A 21949-nucleotide genomic window follows, 5' to 3' on the forward strand; every position below is an offset into this window, starting at 1 on the left:
CTTTTCTCGCCCGCTCAGACGACCGCGCCCTCCCTCGTCCTCCTGCGCAGGGTCGGCCTGTTGGACCGGGCGAGGTCCTTCCACATGTCCGAGAGACCGGTGATGGTGCGCGCCGCGAACAGCCTGCGGATCGACACCTCCTGGTTCAGCTCCGACCGGATGAGGCCGACCAGCCTGATCGCCCGCAGCGAGTTGCCGCCGAGGTCGAAGAAGTCCTCGTCGATGCCCACCCGGTCAAGTTCGAGCACCTCGGCGAAGGCCGCGGCCAGAACGCGCTCGGTGTCGTTGCGCGGTGCGCGGTACTTCCCGTCGTCGAACACGGGCTTCGGCAGCGCCGCCCGGTCCACCCTCCCGTCGGCGGTCACCGGCAGGCTTTCGACGACCGTGAACACCGAGGGCACCATCGTCTCCGGCAACCGCCCCGCGGCGAACCGGCGCAGCTCCTCGGCCGCGAGGGTACGGCCGCCCGCCGGGACCACATAGGCCACGAGGCGCTGCTGCCCGGTGTCGTCCTGCCGGACGACCACCACCGACCGGGCGAGGCCGGTGTACTCGGACAGCGCCTCCTCGACCTCGGTCAACTCCACCCGGACCCCGCGTACATCGGTGCGCGTACCGGCACCGCCCACGTACTCGATGCGTCCGTCGGCGGCCCACCGCACCCGCTCACCGGTGCGGTACATCAGGCCGCCCGCCGGACCGAACGGGCAGGGCACGAAGCTCCGCGCGGTCCGGCCCGGGTGCCCGGGATATCCGCGCGCCACGCCGGGTCCCGCCACGTACAGCTCTCCGGTCACGCCCACGGGAACGGGCGCGAGTCCCGGGCCCAGGACGTAGCGGGCGGACGCGGCAAGCTCATTCGTGGCCGTCGGGCCGTGGGCGTCGACGACCGTCAGGCCGGGGCAGGCTTCCCGTACCCGTCGCAGCGCGGCCGCGGACACGCGGTCGCCGCCGGTCCACACCTCGCGCAGTCCGGCGAAAAGTTCGGGGCGCTGTGCCGCGATCTCCGAGAACAGGCCCGCGGGCAGCCACACCGAGGAGATCTCGTGCGCGGCCCGCGCCTCGGTCAGCGCGTCGGCGTCCAGGTTTCCGGCAGAAGCGACGGCCACCCGGCCGCCGTTCAGCAGAGGCGCCCACACTTCGACGGCGAGCACATCGGCGGTGTGCGGCGCATGCCACAGCACCGTGCTCGCGCCTGCTTCCTGTCGGCGGCGGTCCAGGACGAAGCGCCGCACGTTGCCGTGCGTCACGGCGATCACGGTGCTCTCACCGGTCGGCGCGTATCCGTACGACACGGCCAGCAGGCTGTCCTGATGCGACGGTACGGGGATCTCGCCCGCACCGCCGCTGTCGTCGCCGGACCCGTCGGAAGCGATGTCGTGGAAGGCGATCACCGGAACACCGGCGTCGGAGGGGAGCGGCCCGGGCGTCGTCGCGTCGGTGAGCAGCAGGCTCGCCGAAGCGTCCTCGACCGCCGACTTGATCCCGGCGGCCGGGAGGGCCGGATCGATCGGCAGGTAGGCGCCGCCCGCCTTCACCACGCCGAGGAGGGCGACGACCAGGTCCGCCGATCGGGGCATGGCCACCGCCACGACCGTCTCGGGGCCCACGTTCCGGCCGCGCAGCGACCGGGCCAGCCGGCTGGAGCGCTCGTCCAGCTCACGGTACGAGACCGAGGAGTCCCCCGACACCACCGCGACGGCATCGGGATCCTGCTCGACCTGCCGCGCGAACAGCTCCGCGACGGTCGCCTCCGGCACCTGCGCGTCCGTGTCGTCCCGCGCCGTCAGGAGCCGGTCGCGCTCGGCTCCGCTCACCACGTCAAGGGCGCCGACCGGCTGCTCGCCCGCGGCCACCGCGGCGCGGATGTACGCGATGAGGTCCTCGCCGATGGAGCGAAGCTCCGCGCGGGAGTACAGGCTCGCGGGGGCGTCGAGCCGGATGAACAGGTCACTGTCGGCGCTCCCGTCGTTGTAGACGGCGATCGAGAGTTCGTCGAAGACACCGGTCGTCCCGCCGAGGTAGCGCGCCGGGCTGTCCGCGAAGTGCAGCCGCTCCACGAAGTCGACGACGTTCACGACGGCGCCGAAGCTGCCGCGGGCGTCCAGGACGGTGCCGCTCGCGCGCTGGATCTCCGAGTAGTGGCTGGCGGTGTGGTCGAAGATGTCGTACGTCTCGTCGCCGATCGCGTCGGCGATCTCCGTGAAGGTCGCGCCGAGCGGAACCTTCACCCGCACCGGCACCACGTTCACCGCGAGACCCGGCGTCCTGCTGGCCGCTCCGACCCGGTTGCCCACGGCCAGGGAGAGGAGGAACTCCGGACGGTCGCAGCGGTGCCGCAGGAACACCGCGGTGGCCGCGGTCAGCAGCGACGACGTCCATACGCCCATGGACGTGGCGGTCTCGGCCCACGCGTCCGCCTCGGCGCGGCCGACGCTCAGGGTGCGGCTCACCATGCCGAGGGGTTCGGTCAGCTCGCCCCAGCGGTCGGCGCTGCCCGTCGGTGCGTCGAGCGCGGACCGCCGGGCGTCGGACAGGGCGACGCGCGGTACCTGGGCGGGCGCGGGCGCGTCCTTCAGGTAGTCGCGCCAGAACTGCGTGTCCTCGGTGGCCTGTTCGGAGGCGAGGTACTCCGTCGCGCCGGTCGCGAACGACTCGGCGTCCCACGGGTGCGCGGGCTCCGGTGCCTTCTCGCCCTGTGCCAGCGCGGTGTACACCTCGGCCAGGCGCCGCGAGAGGAGGCCGCCCGAGCCGAACCCGTCCGATATGAGGTGGTGGTAGGCGATCACCAGGAGGGTGCGGTTCGCCCCGAGCTTCACCGCGCCGAGGCGGAAGAGCAGGTCCCGCGCCAGGTCGAACGGCTGCCGCAGCAGGTCGGCCAGCGCCTCGCGCGCCGCCTGCTCGGGGTCGGCCTCGGCGCTCAGGTCCAGGAAGAACGGCCGCCAGTCCCCCAATTCCCGGGGCACGAGGCGCAGTCCGCTGTCGCCGTCGACGAAATTGACGCGCAGCACCTCCGCCTCGTTCATCACGTGCAGGAACGTGGATTCCAGGACCGCCGTGTCCAGGTCGCCGTCCACGTCCCACATGGTCAGCGCATGGTTCAGCGTGTCGGGAAACATTTCCTGCGCCCGCCACAATCCTTTATGCGCAGACGACGCACCGAACGAACGCACAGAAATCAACCCCTCGAAGCAAAAAGGCCCGGGCCCGGGAATCGGAGAAATCCACGGATCACTTCCACCTTCCGGGAAGTGATGTGGCCGTTCAAGACAAGTCGTTGCCCGGCGGGACACTCCGCTCCCGGCCTTGCGGTGTCCCGCCGGCGGGACAGTCCCGCGGGGCCCGTGCGGGCCCGCGGGACCGTCGGTTCACCCCCGGCCGTGCTTGGCCATCGAGGTCGTGACGTGCTCGGCGACCCGTCGCGGCGACGGGTGCCGCAGCACCGTGTTCGCGCGCAGTTTGAGTCCGGTCGACGCGGTCAGGCGCTTGCTCAGCTCCACCGAGAGGAGTGAGTCGAATCCGAGCTCCTTGAACTCCTGGTCGGGGTCGACGAGGTCACCGGAGGAGTGCCCGAGCACGACGGCGACCTTTTCGAGGACGTGGTCGAGTACGAGTGCCTTCGCGTCGTCGTCGGTGAGGGCGGCGACCCTGTCCGCCAGGGATACGGCCTGCTCTTCGGCCGCGGATGGCAGCTCCGCCGGGGACGCCTCGACGGCCGTGTGCGACGAGTTGAGCCAGTACCGCTGCCGCTGGAACGCGTACGTCGGCAGGTCGACCCGCCGACGCGTCCCGAACAGGGCGTCCCAGTCCACGGACCCGCCCCGCACGTGCAGTTGGGCAAGGGAGCCGATCACGGACTCCACCTCGTCCCGCTCCCGCCGCGACGAGGAGAGGACCAGCGCGTCGTCCACGTCCTCGACGATCTCCTGCACCGGGACGGTCAGGACGGGGTGCGGGCTCATCTCGATGAACACCCGGAATCCGTCCTCGGCCAACCGGCGCACGGAGGGCTCGAAGAGGACCTGCTCGCGCAGGTTGTTGTACCAGTAGTCGGCGTTCAGCTCCGCGGTGTCGATGGTCCTGCCGTACAGCGTCGAGCAGAAGGGAAGCGTCGACGTCTTCGGGCTCAGGTCGGACAGCGCGTCGATCACCTGGTCCCGGACCGGGGTCACGTGGTGGGAGTGCGATGCGTAGTCGACCGATATCCGCCGCGCCTGGACGCCGTCGGCCTTCATCTTCTCGACGAACTCGTCGAGCGCGTCCGGCTCCCCGGACACCACCACCGAGCGGGGTCCGTTGACCACGGCGACGCTCACCTGGTCGCTCCACGGAGCGAGGCGTTCCGCGACGACGTCCGCGGACTCCGCGACCGATGCCATCCCGCCGTTCCCGATCACGTCCACCAGGGCCTTGCTGCGCAGCGCCACGACCTTGGCGGCGTCCCGCAGGGACAGCGCGCCGCACACGTGGGCGGCGGCTATCTCGCCCTGGCTGTGTCCGACCACCGCGGCCGGTTCCACGCCCCAGGACCGCCACAGGGCGGCCATGGACACCATCACGGAGAACAGCGCCGGCTGGACGACGTCCACCCGCTTCAGGGTCGGTGCCCCCTCGACGCCGCGCACGACGTCGAGCAGCGACCAGTCGACCCACTCGGACAGTGCGGCGTCGCAGGCGTCGAGGGATTGCGCGAAGACCGGGAAGTTGTCGTACAGCTGGCGGCCCATGCCGACCCACTGCGAGCCCTGGCCGGGGAACATGAAGGCGACGCCGCCGAGTTTCCCGGCGACACCCCGCACCACCGCCGGGGACTCGGTGCCCTGGCCCAGCGCCGCCGAGCCGCTCACCAGCTCGTCACGGCCGCGGCCCAGGACCACCGCGCGGTGCTCGAAGCGCGACCGGCTCGACACCAGCGACGCGCCGATGTCGGCGGTGTCGGCGCCCGGATCGGCGGCGGCGAACGCGCTCAGCTTGCCCGCCTGCTGCTCCAGGGCCGCCGCGCTCTTGCCCGACACCACCCACGGCACGAGGCCGCCGACGACACCGGGGGCCGCCGCGGACTCCTGTGCCTGCTCCTGCGCCGGCTCCTGCCCGGCAACCTGCGGCGGCTCGTAGGGCGGCTCCTCCTCCAGGATCACGTGCGCGTTGGTGCCGCTGACTCCGAACGACGACACACCGGCCCGCCGCGGACCGTCCGTCCGGATCCACTCGCGCCCCTCCGTCAGGAGTTCGACGTCACCGGACGACCAGTCCACGTGCTGGGAGGGCGCGTCCACGTGCAAGGTCTTCGGCAGATACCCGTGGCGCAGGGCCAGCACGGACTTGATGACGCCGCCGACACCCGCGGCGGCGATGGAGTGACCGATGTTCGACTTCAGGGACCCCAGCCAGAGCGGCCTGCCCTGCGCACGGCCCTGCCCGTAGGTCGCGAGGACCGCACCCGCCTCGATGGGGTCCCCCAGCTTGGTTCCGGTGCCGTGGGCCTCGACCAGATCCACTTCGGAGGCCGACACCCCCGCGTTCGCCAGCGCCTTGCGGATCACCTTCTCCTGGGCACGGCCGTTGGGCGCGGTCAGACCGTTGCTCGCCCCGTCCTGGTTCACGGCGGAACCGCGCAGGACGGCGAGGACCGGGTGGCCGTTGCGGCGGGCGTCGGAAAGACGCTCCAGGAGCAGTACGCCCACTCCCTCGGCCCAGCCGGTTCCGTCGGCCGCGTCCGCGAACGCCTTGCACCGGCCGTCGGCCGACAGGGCGCGCTGCCGGGCGAACTCCACGAAGAACGAGGGCGTCGCCATCACCGTCGCCCCGCCCGCGAGGGCGAGCGAGCACTCCCCCGAACGCAGTGACTGCGCCGCCATGTGCAGGGCCACGAGGGACGACGAACACGCCGTGTCCACCGACACCGCCGGTCCGGTCAGGCCCAGTTCGTACGCCACCCGGCCGGAGGCGACGCTCAGCGCGCTGCCGTACAGGAGGTAGCCCTCCAGGTCCTTCTGGCCGCCCTCCAGGAATCGCCACCCGTACTCGGACGAGCTCACCCCGGAGAAGACACCGACCTCGGATCCGCGCACGTCGGCGGGGACGATGCCGGCCCGCTCCAGGACCTCCCACGACGTCTCCAGGAGCAGGCGGTGGTGCGGGTCGATCGCGAGCGCCTCGCGCGGGCTGATGCCGAAGAAGCCCGCGTCGAAACCGGCCGCGTCGCTCAGGAAACCTCCCCGGCGCGCGTACGTGCTGCCGACGGCGTCGGGGTCGGCGTCGTACACGTCCCGCCACCCGCGGTCCTTCGGGAACTCCTCCACGACGTCACGGCCGTCGCGGAGCAGGTCCCACAGGTCCTCGGGCGTCGACACGCCTCCCGGGTAACGGCAGGCCATGGACACCACGGCGATGGGCTCGCCGCGGCCCGCTCGCAGGGCGTCGTTCTCCTGGCGGAGCCGGTCGCGCTCCTCGAGCAGCGTGCGGAGCGCCCGCTGGACCCGGTCCGCGCCGTCCGCTGTGCGATCCGCGGAGTTGGTCATGTCACTTACCTCTTCTCATCCAGAGCCAGGCCGACCAGTGCTTCCAGGTCCAAGTCCGACAGTTCGTCCGCGCCCAGCACTTCCCGGAGCACCGCGTCATCGGCGGCAGCGGTGTCGGCGGCGTCGCTCGTGTCCGGTTCCGGACGCAGCAGGCCGGACAGGTGCTCGCCCAGTTCGCGCGGCGTCGGGTAGCTGAAGACGAGGGTGGAGGGCAGGCGCAGTCCGGTCGCGGAAGCCAGGCGGTTGCAGAGTTCGACGGACGTCAGTGAGTCGAATCCGAGCTGCGTGAACGCCTGGTCGACGTCGACGACCGCGCCGGACGCGTGCCCGAGCACGACGGCGACCTGGTCGCGGACCCAGTCGAGTACGGCTGCCGCCGCCTCGTCCGCGGGCAGGGCGGCCAGCCTGGCGGCCAGGCCGGGAGCGCCGGCGTCCTTGGCCGTGCCCGCCCTGTTGCGGCGCGGACGGCCTGCGTCGACGAGGTCGCGCAGGAGGGGCGGCAGTTCCTCGCCGGTCTTGTTCCGCAGCGCGGCGATGTCCACCCTGGCCGGGATCAGGACCGGCTCGTCGAGCGCGCAGGCCGCGTCGAACAGGGCCAGTGCCTCGGCGGTCGGCATCGGGGCGATGCCCATCCGCCGGAGCCGTGACAGGTCGGCCTGGTCGAGGCCGCCGGTCATGCCGCTGCTCTGCTCCCACCAGCCCCAGCACAGCGAGGTGCCGACCAGGCCGGATGCCCTGCGTCGCGCCGCGAGGCCGTCCAGGAACACGTTGGCCGCGGCGTAGTTCGCCTGTCCTCCGGTGCCGAGCGTGCCGGCGACGGTGGAGAACTGGATGAACGCCGACAGGGTGTGCTGTTCGGTCAGTTCGTGCAGGTTGACCGCACCGCCGACCTTGACGCGCAGCACGTGGTCGAAGCTCTCGGCGGTCATCGACTCGATCGTGCCGTCCGCCAGTGTGCCCGCCGCGTGCACGACCGCCGTCAGGGGGTACTTCGGGGGCACGTCGGCGAGCAGGTCCGCCACGGCGGCCCGGTCCGCGACATCGCATGCCACGACCCTGACCGCGGCGCCCGCGGCCTCCAGGTCCGCGACCAGCTCGGTCACCCCGTCGGCCGCCGGACCGCGACGGCTCGCGAGCACCAGGCTGCGTACGCCGCGTTCGGCGACGAGGTGGCGCGCCAGCAGGGAACCCACGCCGCCGGTGCCGCCGGTGACCAGGACGGTGCCGCCGCCGAGGCCGTCTGCGACCTCGAAGACCAGCTTGCCGATGTGGCGGCCCTGGCTCATCTCGCGGAACGTCCTGCGTGCGTCGCGGATGTTCCGTACGGAGATCGGGTTGAGCCGGATCCGGCCGTCGGCGAAGAGTTCCATGACGGCCCGGAACATCTCGTGGATGGCGTCCGGTCCCGCGTCGTAGAGCTCGAAGGCCTCGTAGTCGACTCCGGGGTGGTCGGCAGCCACCTGGCGGGGATCACGGATGTCCGTCTTGCCCATCTCGACGAAGTCGCCGCCGCGGGTGAGCAGCGTCAGCGAGGCGTCGACGAAGCTGTGCGCGAGGGAGTTCAGTACGAAGTCGACCCCTTGCCCGCCGGTGGAGTGCCGGAACTTCTCGGCGAACTCCAGGTCGCGCGACGACGCCAGGTGCTCGTCGTCGAGGCCCAGAGCGCGCAGGGCGGGCCACTTGGCCGGGCTCGCGGTCGCGTAGATCTCGGCGCCGACGTGCTTGGCCAGTTGGACGGCCGCCATCCCGACGCCGCCGGCCGCGGCGTGGATGAGGATGCGCTGGCCCTTCTTGAGGTTCCGCAGGCGGAAGAGCGCGTAGTAGGCGGTGAGGAAGGTGGTCGGTATGGACGCCGCCTGGGCGTAGCTCCACTCGTCGGGGACGTGGGTGAGCATCCGGTTGTCGGCCACGGCGACGCGGCCGAAGGCGCCGTTGAAGACGCCGGTCACCCGGTCGCCCGGCGAAAGGCGTGTCACGTCGTCCGCCACCTCGGTGACCACGCCGGCGCCTTCGAGGCCGATCGGGGCATCGGCGACCGTGCTGTTCACCAGGCCCAGGGCGATCGTGACGTCCTTGAAGTTGAGGCCCGCCGCCTGGACGGCGATGCGTACCTGCCCGCTCGAAAGGGGTGCCTCCGCCTCGGGGCTCGGGACCCATGTCAGGTTCTCCAGCGTGCCCCTGCTCGGGATGCCGAGGCGGTGGGCGCCTTCGGCCGGCGGCTCGATCTGGTGGTCGGCGGGTGCGGCCTGCGCCATGCGGGGAACGAGGTACGCGCCGTCGCGCAGCGCCAGTTGCTCCTCACCGATGGCGGGCGCGTCCAGAACGCGGGCCAGGGAGGTCTCCTGGTCGTCGATGTCCACCAGGCGGAACCTGCCGGGGTGCTCCGTCTGCGCGGACCGGATCAGGCCCCATACGGAGGCGCCGGGGAGGCTTTCGACGCGCTCCCCCGCACCGGTGTCGACGGCGAGGCGGGTGAGGACCACCAGGGTGGATCCGGCATGGGTCTCGGCGGCGAGGAACCGCTGGATCCAGTCCAGGACGCGCTTGCCCGTGCCGCCGACGGCGGCGGGCAGATCGGGGTCGGCGGTGATGAAGTCGTCCAGGCACAGGAGGATGTGTCCGGGTGCCTCGGCGGCGAGGACGTCGTCCATGGTCTCGTGGAGCACGACGTCGCCGTCTCCCGCTCCGGAGAGCCGGGAGGCCAGACCGTCCTTCGCGCCGAGAACGCCCCACGATCCGCGGTGGGTCTCCTGCTTGTCCTGCGTGAGCGGCCGCCAGCGCAGTTCGTAGAGCGATTGCTCCTGTCCGCCGCGTGCCGCGCGCACTTGCTCGGCACTGGCCGGGCGGAACGTCAGCGCGTCGACGTGCGCGATCGGGTTGGCGTCCTCGTCGGCGACGGCCAGGGACACGATGCCCTCGCCTGCCGGGGTGAGCCGGACCCGGACGCTCGGGCCGCACGGACCGACCTGGTCGACGCCGGACCAGGAGAAGGGCATCCAGCCCTGATCGCCCGTCACCTCGACGACACCGCCCGCGAGTACGGCGTGCAGCACGCTGTCGATCAGCGCGGGATGCAGGGCGAATCCGCCCCCGGCCCGGTGATCGGCGCTCTCCGGCAGTGTGGCGAGGGCGTAGAGGTCGTCGCCCTGCCGCCAGACCTCACGCAGTCCGCGGAAGGTCGGGCCGTAGTCGAAGCCCGCGTCCGCGAGCGTGTCGTAGAGGCCGTCGATGTCGACCTTCTGCGCCCCGGCCGGCGGCCATACGGCGAGCGGTCGCGTGTCGTCGGTCCACGCGGTCGTCCGCGCGGTGTCCGGTGCCAGGTTCCCCATCGCGTGGCGGGTCCAGCCGCCCACCGTCCTGCCGTCCTCGGCGGGACGCGAGTACACGTCGAGGGACCGGCGTCCGGTCTCGTCGGCCGCGCCGACGACGACCCGTATCTGCACGTCGCCCGAGTCGGGCAGGATCAGGGGGACTTCCAGGGAGAGTTCCTCGAGCGCGGCGCAGCCGACGAGGTCGCCCGCCGAGAGCGCCAGGTCCATGTAGGCCGTCGCGGGTACGACGACCGCCCCGAACACGGCGTGGTCGGCGAGCCATTCGTGGGTCCGCAGGGACCACCGGTCGGTGAACACCACCTCGTCGGTGCCGGGGTGGTCCACCACGGCACCGAGCAGCGGGTGGTCCGGTGCCGAGAGACCGGCGGAGGCGATGTCCGCCGACCCCGTTCCGGCGGGGGCGTCCATCCAGTAGCGCTGCCGCTGGAACGCGTAGGTGGGCAGGTCCACCTGGCGGCGCGTCCCGAACAGGGCGTCCCAGTGCACGGGCACGCCCCTCACGTGCAGTTGGGCCAGGGCGTCGGCCAGTGCGGCCGCTGCCGGACGGCCCCGCCGTGCCGTGGAGACGACCAGTGCGTCACTCACGCCCTCGGCGGCGAAGGCCTCCTTGGTGATGCTCGCGAGCGTCGCTCCGGGCCCCACCTCGACGAAGACGCTCGCGCCGGCCGCACGAGCGGACTCCACCGCGTCGTGGAAGCGCACGGGTTCGCGGACGTGGGCCACCCAGTACGCGACGGACGACAGCTCCTGGAGCGTGGCCGCACGGCCCAGCCTGGTCGAGACGATCGGGATCGACATCTCGCCCGTGGTGAGCTCGCCGAGCGAGCGTGCGAACTCGTCCAGGATCGGGTCCATGAGCGGGGAGTGGAACGCGTGGTCGACGTCGAGCAGCTTCGCCGACGTGCCGCCTTCGATCAGCCGGTCCCGCAGGGCGTGGACCTCGTCGCGAAGGCCCGAGAGCACCACCGATTCGGGGCCGTTGACGGCGGCGATCCCGACGCGCTCGCACTGTTCGAGCAGGGCGCTCACGGCGGTTTCCGAGGCGCGTACGGCCAGCATCGCGCCGCGCTCGCCGACCGTCTGCATGACCCGTCCGCGCGCGGCCACGAGCCTGGTCGCGGTGTCCAGGTCGAAGACTCCGGACACGTGGGCGGCGGCGATCTCGCCGACGGAGTGACCGATCAGCTGGTCCGGTCGCGGGGCGTACCGCGACAGGAGCCGGTACAGGCTGACCTGGAGGGCGAACAGCGCCGCCTGGGTGATGTCGGTGCGCTCACGGCCCTCGGGCTCGTCCGCGAGGAGCAGGGGCTTGAGGTCGAAGGCCAGATGGGCGTCGAAGCGTGCGCAGACCTCGTCGAGGCTCCGCGCGAAGACGGGGAAGGTGTCGTACAACTGCCGTGCCGCACCGGCCCACTGCGTGCCCTGTCCGGGGAACATGAAGACGCGCTCGCCGAGTTCCGCGGCGACGCCGCGCACCACCCCGGCGGCCTCCGTGCCTTCGCTCAGTGCCGCGAGGCCGCTCAGGAGCTCGTCGTGACCGTGCCCGAGGACCACCGCGCGGTGTTCGAGACCGGCCCGGCTCGACGCCAGCGACCAGCCCACGTCGGCGATGTCGGCGTCCGGATCGGCGGCGGCGAACGCGCGCAGCTTCTCTGCCTGCGCCCGCAGCGCCTGCTCCGATCGCGCGGACAGGGCCCAGGGGACGAGGCGGTCCGCGGAATCCGGCTCGCGCTCGGCGGTGTCCGGTTCCTGTTCCTGCGCCGGTGCCTGTTCGAGGATCAGGTGGGCGTTCGTGCCGCTGATGCCGAAGGACGACACTCCCGCGCGGCGGGGCCGTCCCGGGGCGCTGGTCCACTCCCTGGGCTCGGTCAGCAGTTCCACCGTCCCGGCCGACCAGTCCACGTGTGTCGACGGGCGGTCCACGTGCAGCGTCCGGGGCATCACCCCGTGCCGCATCGCCATGATCATCTTGATGATTCCGCCGACGCCCGCGGCCGCCTGCGTGTGGCCGATGTTCGACTTCAGCGACCCCAGCCACAGCGGGCTGCCGGGCTCGCGGGCCTGCCCGTAGGCGGCAAGGAGTGCCTCCACCTCGATGGGGTCGCCCAGGGACGTGCCGGTCCCGTGGGCCTCCACCACGTCCACGTCGTTCGCCTGCATGCGGGCGTCCGCCAAGGCCGCCCGGATCACCCGCTGCTGAGCCAGTTCGTTCGGCGCGGTAAGGCCGTTGGACGCTCCGTCCTGGTTGACCGCCGCACCGCGGATCACCGCCCAGATGCGGCGCCCGTTGCGCCGCGCGTCCGACAGGCGCTCCAGGACCAGTACGCCCGCGCCCTCGGAGAAGCCGGTGCCGTCCGCCGCGTCCGCGAACGCCTTGCACCGTCCGTCGAGGGCCAGACCCCGCTGCCGTGCGAACTCCACGAGCAGCCCCGGGGTGGAAAGCGTCGACACCCCGCCGGCCAGCGCAAGGGTGCACTCCCCGGAACGCAGCGAGCGCATGGCCTGGTGGACGGCGACGAGCGACGACGAGCACGCCGTGTCGGTCGACACCGCCGGGCCCTCCAGGCCCAGGGCGTACGCGACCCGGCCCGATGCCACGCTGGTGTAGGTCCCCGCAAGGGCGTAGCCCTCCACGTCACCGGCCGCCGCGTCGCCCATCCGCGGGCCGTAGTCGACGGCGTAGAGCCCGGTGAACACCCCGGTCGCGGAACCCCGTACCCCGGCCGGGTCGATGCCCGCCCGCTCCAGCGCCTCCCACGACGTCTCCAGCATCAACCGCTGCTGCGGGTCCATCGCCAGCGCCTCGCGCGGGCTGATGCCGAAGAACTCCGCGTCGAAATCCCCGAGATCGGTCAGGAATCCGCCCGTGCGCGCGTACGTCTTGCCGCGCGCCTCGGGATCTGGGTCGTACAGCGCGTCCACGTCCCAGCCGCGGTCCTGCGGGAAGTCACTTATCGCGTCCACACCGTCGGACACGACTCCCCACAGGTCTTCGGGGGAGGTCACCCCGCCGGGGAAGCGACATCCCACGCCCACGATCGCGATGGGCTCGTGAGCGGACTCCTCCAGCTCCCGCACGCGCTCGCGCAGCTCCTGCGCGTCGCCGACGGCACGTCGCAAGTAGGACCGGAGCTTGTCGACATCCTCCACCAGGGACTCCCTTAACGGTTGCTCGGACGAACGGGTGTGGCTACGCGTATCCGCGCTCGATCAATGCGTACAAATCGTCGTCACTGCGGTCTTCCGGGCTCGTCTCCCCCACCGCGTCCGCCGCCGGGACTTCGGGGGCCGGGGGCTCCGGGACTTCGGGCGTCCGGGGCTCCAGGAGGGAGAAGATATGGAGACCGAGCTTGCGCACCGTGGGGTAGGTGAACGCGACCGTGGCCGGGAGCCGTACACCGGCCGCCGCGGTCAGCCGGTTGCGCAGCCGCACGGCCATCGAGGAGTCGAACCCCAGATCCTTGAAGGTCTCGGCCGACCGCGCCGTGAGGTCGGCCTCGGTCAGCGCCACTCCGCCGGCGGCCAGGAGCGCCGCCGTTTCGGCGCGCACCAGCGCGAGGACCGCCGACTGCGAACCCAGGTCCGCCGGTGCGGCGCCCGCCTGCGCGGAGGGGTCGCTCGTGGCGCCGGTGTCGTCGGACGCCGAGAGCCAGTACCGCTGCCGCTGGAACGCGTACGTCGGCAGGGCGACCCGGCGCGGCCGGTCCGCGGCGAACACCGCCTTCCAGTTCACCGGCAGACCGCGTACGTGCAGCTCGGCCAGCGACGCAAGGACCTTGCCCGCGCTCCCGTCCTGCTTGTGCAGGGTGCTGACCACGGTCGGCGGGGCGGCAAGCGCGTCGGCCGCCTCCTCCATCGCGACCTGGAGCACGGGGTGCGGACTGACTTCCACGAACACGCCGCCGTGCTCGCGCATGAGGCCTTCGACGACCTCGCCGAAGCGCACCATCGAGCGCAGGTTGTCGTACCAGTACGAGCCGTCGAGCACGCGGGTGTCGAGCAGGCCGCCGGTGACCGTGGAGTAGAACTTCACCGCCGATTCCTTCGGCGTGATGCCCGCGGTGTCCGCGAGCAGACGCTCACGGATGCGTTCGACGTGGTGGGAGTGCGAGGCGTAGTCCACCCTGACCCGTCGCACCCGTACGCCGTCACCGGCCGCCATCTCGGCGAACTGGTCGAGCGCCTCGTTGTCGCCGGAGATCACCACCGACGCGGGCCCGTTGACCGCGGCCGCGGAGAGCCGTCCCGACCAGTGCTCCAACCGGTCGCGGACCCATTCGACGGGCGCGGCGACCGCGCTCATCCCGCCGGGGCCCGCCAGATCGATCAGGGCCCGGCTGCGCAGGGCGACGATGCGCGCCGCGTCCTCGAGCGAGAGCGCGCCCGACACGCACGCCGCGGCGATCTCGCCCTGCGAGTGCCCCACCACTGCCTCGGGGACCACGCCAAGGGACCGCCACACCTGCGCGAGCGACACCATCATCGCGAAGAGCGTCGGCTGGACCACGTCCACCCGGTCGAGGGACGCGGCCGACTCCTCGCCGCGCACCACGTCCACCAGGGACCAGTCCACATGGGGTGCCAGAGCCCGCTCGCACGCGTCGATCGCCCGCGCGAAGACCTCGGACTCCGCGTACAGCCGCCGTCCCATGCCCAGCCACTGCGAGCCCTGGCCGGGGAACACGAAGACGACGGGGCCCGACGGGTCCGTGGCCGTCCCGCGCACCGCCCGCTCCGAGCCGCCGCCCTCCGCCACCAGGTCGAGGCCCGCGAGCGCCTCCTCACGGCTGCCGCTCAGGACCACCGCCCGGTGCTCGAACGACGACCGCCGCGACACCAGCGCATGTCCGACGTCCACGGCCGATAGGGACGTGTCCGCGGCCACGAGGTCCCGCAGCCGGGCCGCCTGCTCCTTCAGTGCCGGTTCCGACCGCGCCGACAGTACCCACGGCACGGCTCCGGAGTGAGCCGGGGTGTCCAAGTCCGCTCCGGTGGGCGGGAGTTGCGCCCGGTCGCCGGGTGCCTGTTCGAGGATCACGTGCGCGTTGGTGCCGCCGAGGCCGAACGCCGACACCCCCGCCCGACGCGGCCGGCCGGGCTCGCCGGGCCAGGGCCGCGCGGCCCGCAGCACCTCGAAGTCCTGGTGGAAGTCGGCGATGGCGGGGTTCGGGGAGCGGAAGTTGAGGCTCGGGACCAGGTGCGCGCGGTCCACGCAGAGCGCCGCCTTCACGAAGCCGACGATTCCCGCGGCCGGCTCCAGGTGACCGACGTTCGTCTTCACCGAGCCGATCGCCAGCGGGCGGCTGCGGCCGCCCGCTTCCTTGATGACCTCGCGCAGACCGGATATTTCGGCCGGGTCGCCGACGCGGGTGCCGGTGCCGTGGGCCTCGACGTAGTCGACGCCGTCGAAGGGAACGGCCGCGCGTTCCAGGGCGGCGAGGACGGCCGCCGCCTGTCCGGCGGGGCTGGGATCGGGCATCCGGCTCGACGCACCGCCGCTGCCGACGCCCCAGCCGCGTACCACCGCGTAGATGTGATCGCCGTCGGCGACGGCGAGGTCGAGCCGCTTCAGGACGACGAACGCGCCGCCCTCGCCCCGGGCGAAGCCGCTGGCCCGCTCGTCGAAGGTGAAGCAGCGGCCGTCGGGCGACAGGGCGCCCAGATTCGCCAGGCCCGCTCCCGCCTCCGGGTCGGCGATCAGGTGCACGCCGCCCGCGATCGCCATGTCGACCGCGCCGCCCCGTATGCGGTCGCACGCCAGGGACAGCGACACGAGTGAGGACGACTGGCCCGAGTCCGCGCAGTAGCTCATGCCGCGGACGTCGAAGAGGTTCGAGATCCGGTTCGCGATCAGCGCGCCGCTGGAGCCGAGCGCGGCGTAGTGGTCGTCCTGGTCGCTGCCGGAGAGTTTGCGCAGCAGTTCGTACCCGGAGGGCGCGGCGCCGACCACGACGTCGACCGCGCGGCCGGTGAGCGAGGCCGCCGGGACACCGGCGTCCTCGACGGCCTCCCAGGCGAGTTCGAGCCCGAGGCGCTGCACGGGGTCCATGGCGGCGGCCTCGGCCGCGCTCGTATCGAAGAACCCGGCGTCGAACCCGTCGATGGAGTCGAAGAACGAACCGGAGTCGAGGGTGTCGCCGTCCGGATGGGAGGTGTACGTCGAGTTCGCATCGACCGCCCGGTGCTCCGGGAACGTGCCGACGGTCGACTTGCCCTCGATCAGCAGGCGCCAGAAATCGCTCAGGCCGTGCACGCCGGGGAAGCGGCACGACATCCCGATGACGGCAATATCGGTGGCTGCGCCACTCATGCGAATCCCTTCCGGTTCCCTCGACGTATGGCTCTTACGGGCTGCACTGCTCTCACCGCCAGGAGGTCAACAAATTCAGCAGTTCGTCCGGCGCGTCCATGAAGTCGTAATGGCCGCCGTCGACGACTCGGAATTCGACCGAGTCCGCGTATGCGCGCCATCCCTGCAACTCGTCGAGGCTCACGTCGGGGTCGTCGCGCCAGTGCAGTACGACGATGGGGCAGGGCACGGCGGCAGGCTCGGTCCGCCGGTAGGCGCCCGCCGCCGCGTGATCGCGGAGCAGTACGAGCATGCCCATGTCGATCATGTCCGGCCGCGGCTCGATGCCCCGGCCGCGGAGGAACGTCTCCAGTTCGGCGCGGAGTTCGGGCTCGCTCATGGTGAGCATCCGGTCGCGCGACGCGTCGTGCGGTGCCGGCTGGCCGGACACGAAGAGGCGGTCCGGTGTCGGCAGGCCGCGTTCGGCGAGCCGGAGCACGGTCTCGTAGGCGGGCAGTGCTCCCGCGCAGTGCCCGAAGAACGAGAAGGGCCGGTCGAGCAGCGGCTCCAGGGGGCCGGTCAGCTCCGCGGCGAGGTTCTCGTAGGTGCCGTAGTGCGGGTGGCCGAGGCGGTTCTCGCGGCCGGGGAACTGTACGGGGCTGACCTCGACGTCATCGATGGCGAGGGGCCAGGCGCTGAAGGCCGAGGCCCCGGACCCGGAGAAGGGGAAGCAGAACATCCGGGCGGCGTTCTCGGTCGGCGGCCGGACGAACCACGGCGAGGTGATGGTGGCGGAGCCGGAGGTCATGGCGTCAGTCGTTTCTCGGCGACGATGGGGAGGTGGGTCATCCCGGCGATGAAGTACGACCGCAGGTGCTCCGGTTCGCCGGCCAGGTCGATGGAGCCGAACTTCTCGAGCAGCTCCTCGAAGAAGACACGCAGGGTCAGCCGGGTCAGCGGCGCCCCGATGCAGAAGTGCGGCCCGTACCCGAAGGCGACCTGCCGCTTGGCGTTGCTCCGCGTGATGTCGAAGTCGTGCGGGTCGGTGAACTGGGCGGAGTCCCGGTTGGCCGAGCCGATCCAGGCGACGACCGCGCCGCGGGCCGGGATCGTGCCCCCGGCGATCTCGACGTCGTCGACGGCGTACCGCATGAAGTTGCAGGCGGCCGAGGTCCAGCGCAGGCCTTCCTCGACGAGGTTCGGGATCAGCGTGGGGTCGGCCTGGGCCTTGGCGAACTGCTCGGGCCGCTCGATGAGGGCGTGCACGGTGCCCGAAACGGTGTGCGGCGTGGTGACGTTGGCGCCGAGGAGGATGCTGTAGCCGTCGAGGGCGATCTCCTCGTCGCTGAGCGCCTCGCCGCCGGGGCGGACGCTCATGAGGTGCTGGAGGAGGCTGTCGTCCTCGCCTCCGGACGCGCGCCGCTCCTTGACCCAGTCCTTCACGTAGGTGACCAGCTCGTGGTGGGAGATGGCGAGGGTCGCGGCTTCGCTGCCCTGGAGGAAGTGCCGGTCCGAGGGGGCCGTCACCATCGCGGTCAGCTGGACGAGCTCTTCCCAGTCCTTGGCCGGGATGCCGAGGAGGGGGCCGGTGACCATCGCCGGGAGCAGCAGCGCCTTCTCGGCGAGGTCAAACGTTTCTCCGTCGAGCGCGGGCTGGAGGAAACGCGAGACCGTCCCGCGGATGCTGTCTTCCCAGGACTTCACGGCCCGCGCGGTGAGCTTGGAGCCGAGCGGCCTGCGGACCTCGGTGTGCCGCGGCGGGTCGGTGGACGTCAGGAGCACACCGGCGGCGACGTCGTCCGTGCCGAGGTGGGTGGGTACGGTGCCGCGCTCGGAGGTGAACTCGCGGTGATCGCCGAGGACGCGGCAGACGTCCTCGTAGCGGGTTACCGACCAGAACTCGCGGCCGTCGGGCAGGACTTGGTGGTGCAGGGGCGCCTTCTCCCGCATCACGTCCCAGATCGGATGCGGGTCGCCCGACGTGTAGAGGTCCAGGTCGAACAGGTCGACGCCGTCGAGGTCGATGTCGCGCCCGGCACCGGGCGTCAACCTCACGCCGCTGCCCTCCCCTGCTCGATCAGCTCGGCGACCCTGGCCGGCGACTGCGCCAGATAGAAGTCGCGCACGGACAGCTGGACTCCGTAGTCCTGCGCGACACGGTCGATGATTTTGATGCCGGTCAGCGAGTTGCCGCCGAGTGCGAAGAAGTCGCTGTCCACCTTGACTTCGGCGCCATTGAGGTGCTGCGCCCACAGCTCCGCGATTTCCTGCGCCAGTGACACCGGAGTGCTCAAAGGCGCGGCTTGTCCTTCTGACGTCTCGTCCTGTCCACCAGCTGCGTGGACAACCTGCGGCGACGAATTCATTGCCTTTTTCCTTCCTCCGGGGCCCTTTGCGCTGTCCCGCCGGCGAGACAAATTCCGTGAATGGCCGAATGGAGTGTCGCGCGCATTCCCCTCCGCCCACACCGGGTCCGCGGACCGGCGGCGCGGGCCGGCCGGTGGGGTTGAGAGCGGACCGGCGGGCCTGCATGCTGACGCCCCCGGGAACCGTCCCGCCGGCGGGACAAGGCAAGTCCGACGGCGCCCCGCACCGCACCGGGACCGGTCCGCGTTGACCGTCCTGTCCGCGTTCCGTGAACGTGAGAACGGTTCGACGACGTCAGCGACACAGGGAATGACGCAGGGGAATGGGGAACGACGTGGGACACACCGGCGACGTGGGACACGCGGGCAGGGACGCGGACATCGACGCGGACGTGGTGATTGCGGGCGCCGGGCCGACGGGCCTGATGCTCGCCTGCGAGCTGCGGCTCGCGGGCGTCGACGTGGTGGTGGTCGAGCGGCTCGCGGAGCGGACGGGCGAGTCACGGGCCGGCGGGATCCACTCCCGCACCCTGGAGGTCCTCGACCAGCGCGGCATCCTCGACCGCTTCCTCGCGGTCGGCGAACTGCAGCCCGTGGGCCACTTCTCCGCCCTCTACCTGGACTTCGACGAGTCCGAGTCCCGCCACCCCTACCCGCTGATGATCCTGCAGTCGGCCATCGAGCAGCTTCTGGAGGAGCGTGCCGCCGAGCTCGGCGTGCGGGTGCGCAGGTCCTCCGAGGTGACCGGGATCGACCAGGACGAGACCGGCGTGACGGTCGGGATCGGTACGGCCGCCGCGGATTCGGAATCCGTGACGCTGCGCGCCCGCTATCTCGTGGGCTGCGACGGCGGGCGCAGCACGGTGCGCAAGTTGGCGGGCATCGGCTTCCCCGGCACTCCGGCGACGATGACCGCGCTGATCGGCGACGTCGAACTCCCCGATCTGCCCGAGGACTACGTGTGGGTGCGGCGCTGCGCGGCAGGCGACTACTCGGCGATCGCCTTCGAGCCCGGCTGGTTCCGGGTGATCGCGTCCGAGTACGACCGGGTCGCGGACCGCGACGAGGCTCCCACGTTCGAGCAGCTGCGGGAGTCGCTGGTCAGGATCGCGGGCACCGACTTCGGTATGCGGGCGCCGCGCTGGGTCTCGCGCTTCAACGACGCCGCGCGGCAGGCCGACCGGTACCGCGAGGGCCGGGTGCTGCTCGCGGGCGACGCGGCGCACATCCACTTCCCGGCCGGCGGGCAGGGCCTGAACATGGGCGTGCAGGACGCGGTCAACCTCGGCTGGAAGCTCGCCTCCGTGGTGCGCGGCCGGGCGCCGGAGACCCTCCTCGACAGCTACCACGCCGAGCGCCACCCCGTCGCGGAGCGCGTCCTTCACAACACCCGGGCGCAGTCGGCCCTGCTGCGCCCGGGCGCCCAGACGGACGCACTGCGCGAGGTGTTCGGCGCGCTCATGGTGTTCGACGACGTCAACCGGTACCTGCGTCACATGCTGACCGCCCTGGACATCCGCTACCCGGTCGACGGCGACCACCCGCTGGCGGGCCTCCGTGTCCCCGACGCCGACCTGAAGACTCCGGACGGCACCATCGGCGTCTACGACCTGCTGCACGAGGGCCGCCCCGTCCTGCTCGATCTGGGAGGCAGCGCCGAGTTGGCGGCGCTCGCCGAGGGCTGGGCCGACCGCGTCGACCTGGTCGACGCACGGAGCGAGGACGACTTCTGGCCCGTGCCGGCCATCGGCGACATCCCCGCCCCCGCCGCGCTCCTCATCCGCCCCGACGGCCATGTCGCCTGGGGGGCCGCCGACGACGAAGCGCCCGACGCCTCCGCGCTCCGGACCGCGCTCACCACCTGGTTCGGTCCGTCGTTGCGGGGGTGAGACTCCGCCGCGTGGCGTCACATGACACCTGGCGGCACCACTCGATGCCGTGCGGCGCGGCCACGGGCCACTCGCATGCGGCACCATCCAGGCTTGCACCTGGCGTCAGAGTGCCGCCATGCTGACGTCATGGACCTCACCCCGTATGTCGACACCCTCCGCCGCGAGCTCGCGGTGGCCGCCGAAGCCGGCGGGGACGATGCCCGCGAGCTGGCCGAGCGGCTGACCGCTCCGCTGGAGTCGGCGACCCGCCTGACGCTGCTGAGTGTGCTCTCCGCGGCGATGGGCGAGATCACCAGCGAGCTCGCACCGGGCTCGGTCGACGTACGGCTCCGCGGCCTCGACCCGGACTTCGTGGTGACGCTGCCGCCCGCGGACGTCGCCCCCGAGGAACAGGCCACGCCGGTCGACACCTACAAGGCCCCGGCCCCCGCCGACGGCGACGAGGGCGGCACCGCCCGCGTCAACCTGCGCCTGCCCGCCCACCTCAAGGCCCGCGCGGAGGAGGCCGCGAGCCGTGAGGGCCTTTCGGTCAACGCCTGGCTCGTGCGCGCCGTTTCGGCGGCGGTCGACGGCGGCACACGACCGCGCACGGAGAAGACCCAGACCCTCGGCCAGAGCTTCACCGGCTGGGTGCGCTAGCCGCGCCCGCGCCCGCGCCCTTCACCACCCCCACGCCCAGAAGACCCGAGGACGGTCCGGTCATGCCTTCGTTCGACACTCCTGAAGCGATCTCGGTCACGGCGCGTGTGGACGCCGGTTCCATCCAGTACACCGCGGGCGAACGCACCGACACCCTCGTCGAGGTCCGGCCCCGCGAGGCCAAGAAGGACCAGGACGTACGCGCCGCCGAACAGACCGAAGTCACCTACACGGGCGGTGTCCTGACCATCAAGACACCCAAGCCCGGCCTCTTCGGCCGCACCGGCACCGTCGACGTCACCGTCGAACTGCCCGCCGGCTCCCGCATCGACACCACCGGCGCCTGGACCCAGGTCATCGGCGAAGGCCGCCTCGGCCAGACCCGCGTCAAGACCTCCTCCGGCGACGTACGCCTCGACACCACCGGCCCGCTGCACCTGACCGCCTCCCACGGCTCGATCACCGTGGACCGTGTCGAAGGCACCGCCGAGATCTCCACCAGCTCCGGCAGCCTGCGCGTCGGCACCGTCACCGGCACCGCCGTCATGAAGAACTCCCACGGCACCACCACCATCGGCACCGTCACCGGCGAACTGCGTGTACGCGGCGCCAACGGCGACATCGACATCGCCCGCGCCAAGGACTCGCTCACCGCCGTCACCGCGCACGGCACCCTGCGCGTCGGCGAAGCCACCCGCGGCACCATCCAGCTGGAAACCTCCTTCGGCGCCATCGAAATCGGCGTCAGCGAAGGCACCGCCGCCTGGCTCGACGTGAGCTCCAGCTCGGGTCAGGTGCGTAACTCGCTGACCTCGTCCGACAGGCCGGAGAAGCCCGAGGACTCCGTCAAGATCCGCGCCCGCACCAAGCACGGCAACATCGACATCCGCCGCGCCAAGCCCTGACCGCC

9 protein-coding genes and 1 pseudogene are annotated in these 21949 nt (G+C 71.9%); 3 read left to right on the plus strand and 7 right to left on the minus strand.

Annotated elements, in window-relative coordinates; all coding sequences use genetic code 11:
• Positions 1–14: 14 nt before the first annotated feature.
• The 7 genes and pseudogenes from ACQKIP_RS01420 to ACQKIP_RS01450 all read right to left on the minus strand — a co-directional run bounded on the left by ACQKIP_RS01420 (position 15) and on the right by ACQKIP_RS01450 (position 18436).
• Positions 15–3293 carry a non-ribosomal peptide synthetase gene (locus ACQKIP_RS01420; RefSeq protein ID WP_365866006.1) on the minus strand — a complete coding sequence of 1093 codons (3279 nt, stop codon included), beginning with the start codon at positions 3291–3293 and terminating at the stop codon, positions 15–17.
• 75 nt (positions 3294–3368) lie between these two features.
• Entirely contained in the window at positions 3369–6521 is a 3153-nt protein-coding gene (locus ACQKIP_RS01425) for a type I polyketide synthase (protein ID WP_365866008.1), read from the minus strand.
• A gap of 5 nt (positions 6522–6526) precedes the next feature.
• Positions 6527–12991: pseudogene (locus ACQKIP_RS01430) on the minus strand (SDR family NAD(P)-dependent oxidoreductase); the annotation flags it as partial.
• Positions 12992–13043: 52 nt separating this feature from the next.
• Positions 13044–16163 carry a type I polyketide synthase gene (locus ACQKIP_RS01435; RefSeq protein ID WP_365866011.1) on the minus strand — a complete coding sequence of 1040 codons (3120 nt, stop codon included), beginning with the start codon at positions 16161–16163 and terminating at the stop codon, positions 13044–13046.
• 52 nt (positions 16164–16215) lie between these two features.
• On the minus strand, positions 16216–16950 hold the full coding sequence (locus ACQKIP_RS01440; RefSeq protein ID WP_365866013.1) for a thioesterase II family protein: 735 nt from the start codon (positions 16948–16950) through the stop codon (positions 16216–16218).
• On the minus strand, positions 16947–18197 hold the full coding sequence (locus ACQKIP_RS01445; RefSeq protein WP_361390267.1) for a cytochrome P450: 1251 nt from the start codon (positions 18195–18197) through the stop codon (positions 16947–16949). The genes ACQKIP_RS01440 and ACQKIP_RS01445 overlap by 4 nt, the downstream gene beginning before the upstream one ends.
• Entirely contained in the window at positions 18194–18436 is a 243-nt protein-coding gene (locus ACQKIP_RS01450; protein ID WP_361197397.1) for an acyl carrier protein, read from the minus strand. Before ACQKIP_RS01450 ends, ACQKIP_RS01445 begins: the two co-directional genes overlap by 4 nt.
• A gap of 395 nt (positions 18437–18831) precedes the next feature.
• Here ACQKIP_RS01450 and ACQKIP_RS01455 point away from each other — a divergent pair, with 395 nt between their 5' ends.
• The 3 genes from ACQKIP_RS01455 to ACQKIP_RS01465 all read left to right on the plus strand — a co-directional run bounded on the left by ACQKIP_RS01455 (position 18832) and on the right by ACQKIP_RS01465 (position 21944).
• Positions 18832–20397: an FAD-dependent monooxygenase gene (locus ACQKIP_RS01455; protein ID WP_427741873.1), complete on the plus strand. Its 1566-nt coding sequence runs from the start codon at positions 18832–18834 to the stop codon at positions 20395–20397.
• Positions 20398–20526: 129 nt separating this feature from the next.
• On the plus strand, positions 20527–21039 hold the full coding sequence (locus tag ACQKIP_RS01460) for a hypothetical protein (protein ID WP_365866017.1): 513 nt from the start codon (positions 20527–20529) through the stop codon (positions 21037–21039).
• A gap of 62 nt (positions 21040–21101) precedes the next feature.
• A complete protein-coding gene (locus ACQKIP_RS01465) occupies positions 21102–21944 on the plus strand; it encodes a DUF4097 family beta strand repeat-containing protein (protein ID WP_365866019.1) in 843 nt (280 codons plus the stop codon).
• The last annotated feature ends 5 nt before the right edge of the window (positions 21945–21949 follow it).

Source organism: Streptomyces sp. NPDC059900 (assembly GCF_050270335.1).
Classification (GTDB): domain Bacteria; phylum Actinomycetota; class Actinomycetes; order Streptomycetales; family Streptomycetaceae; genus Streptomyces.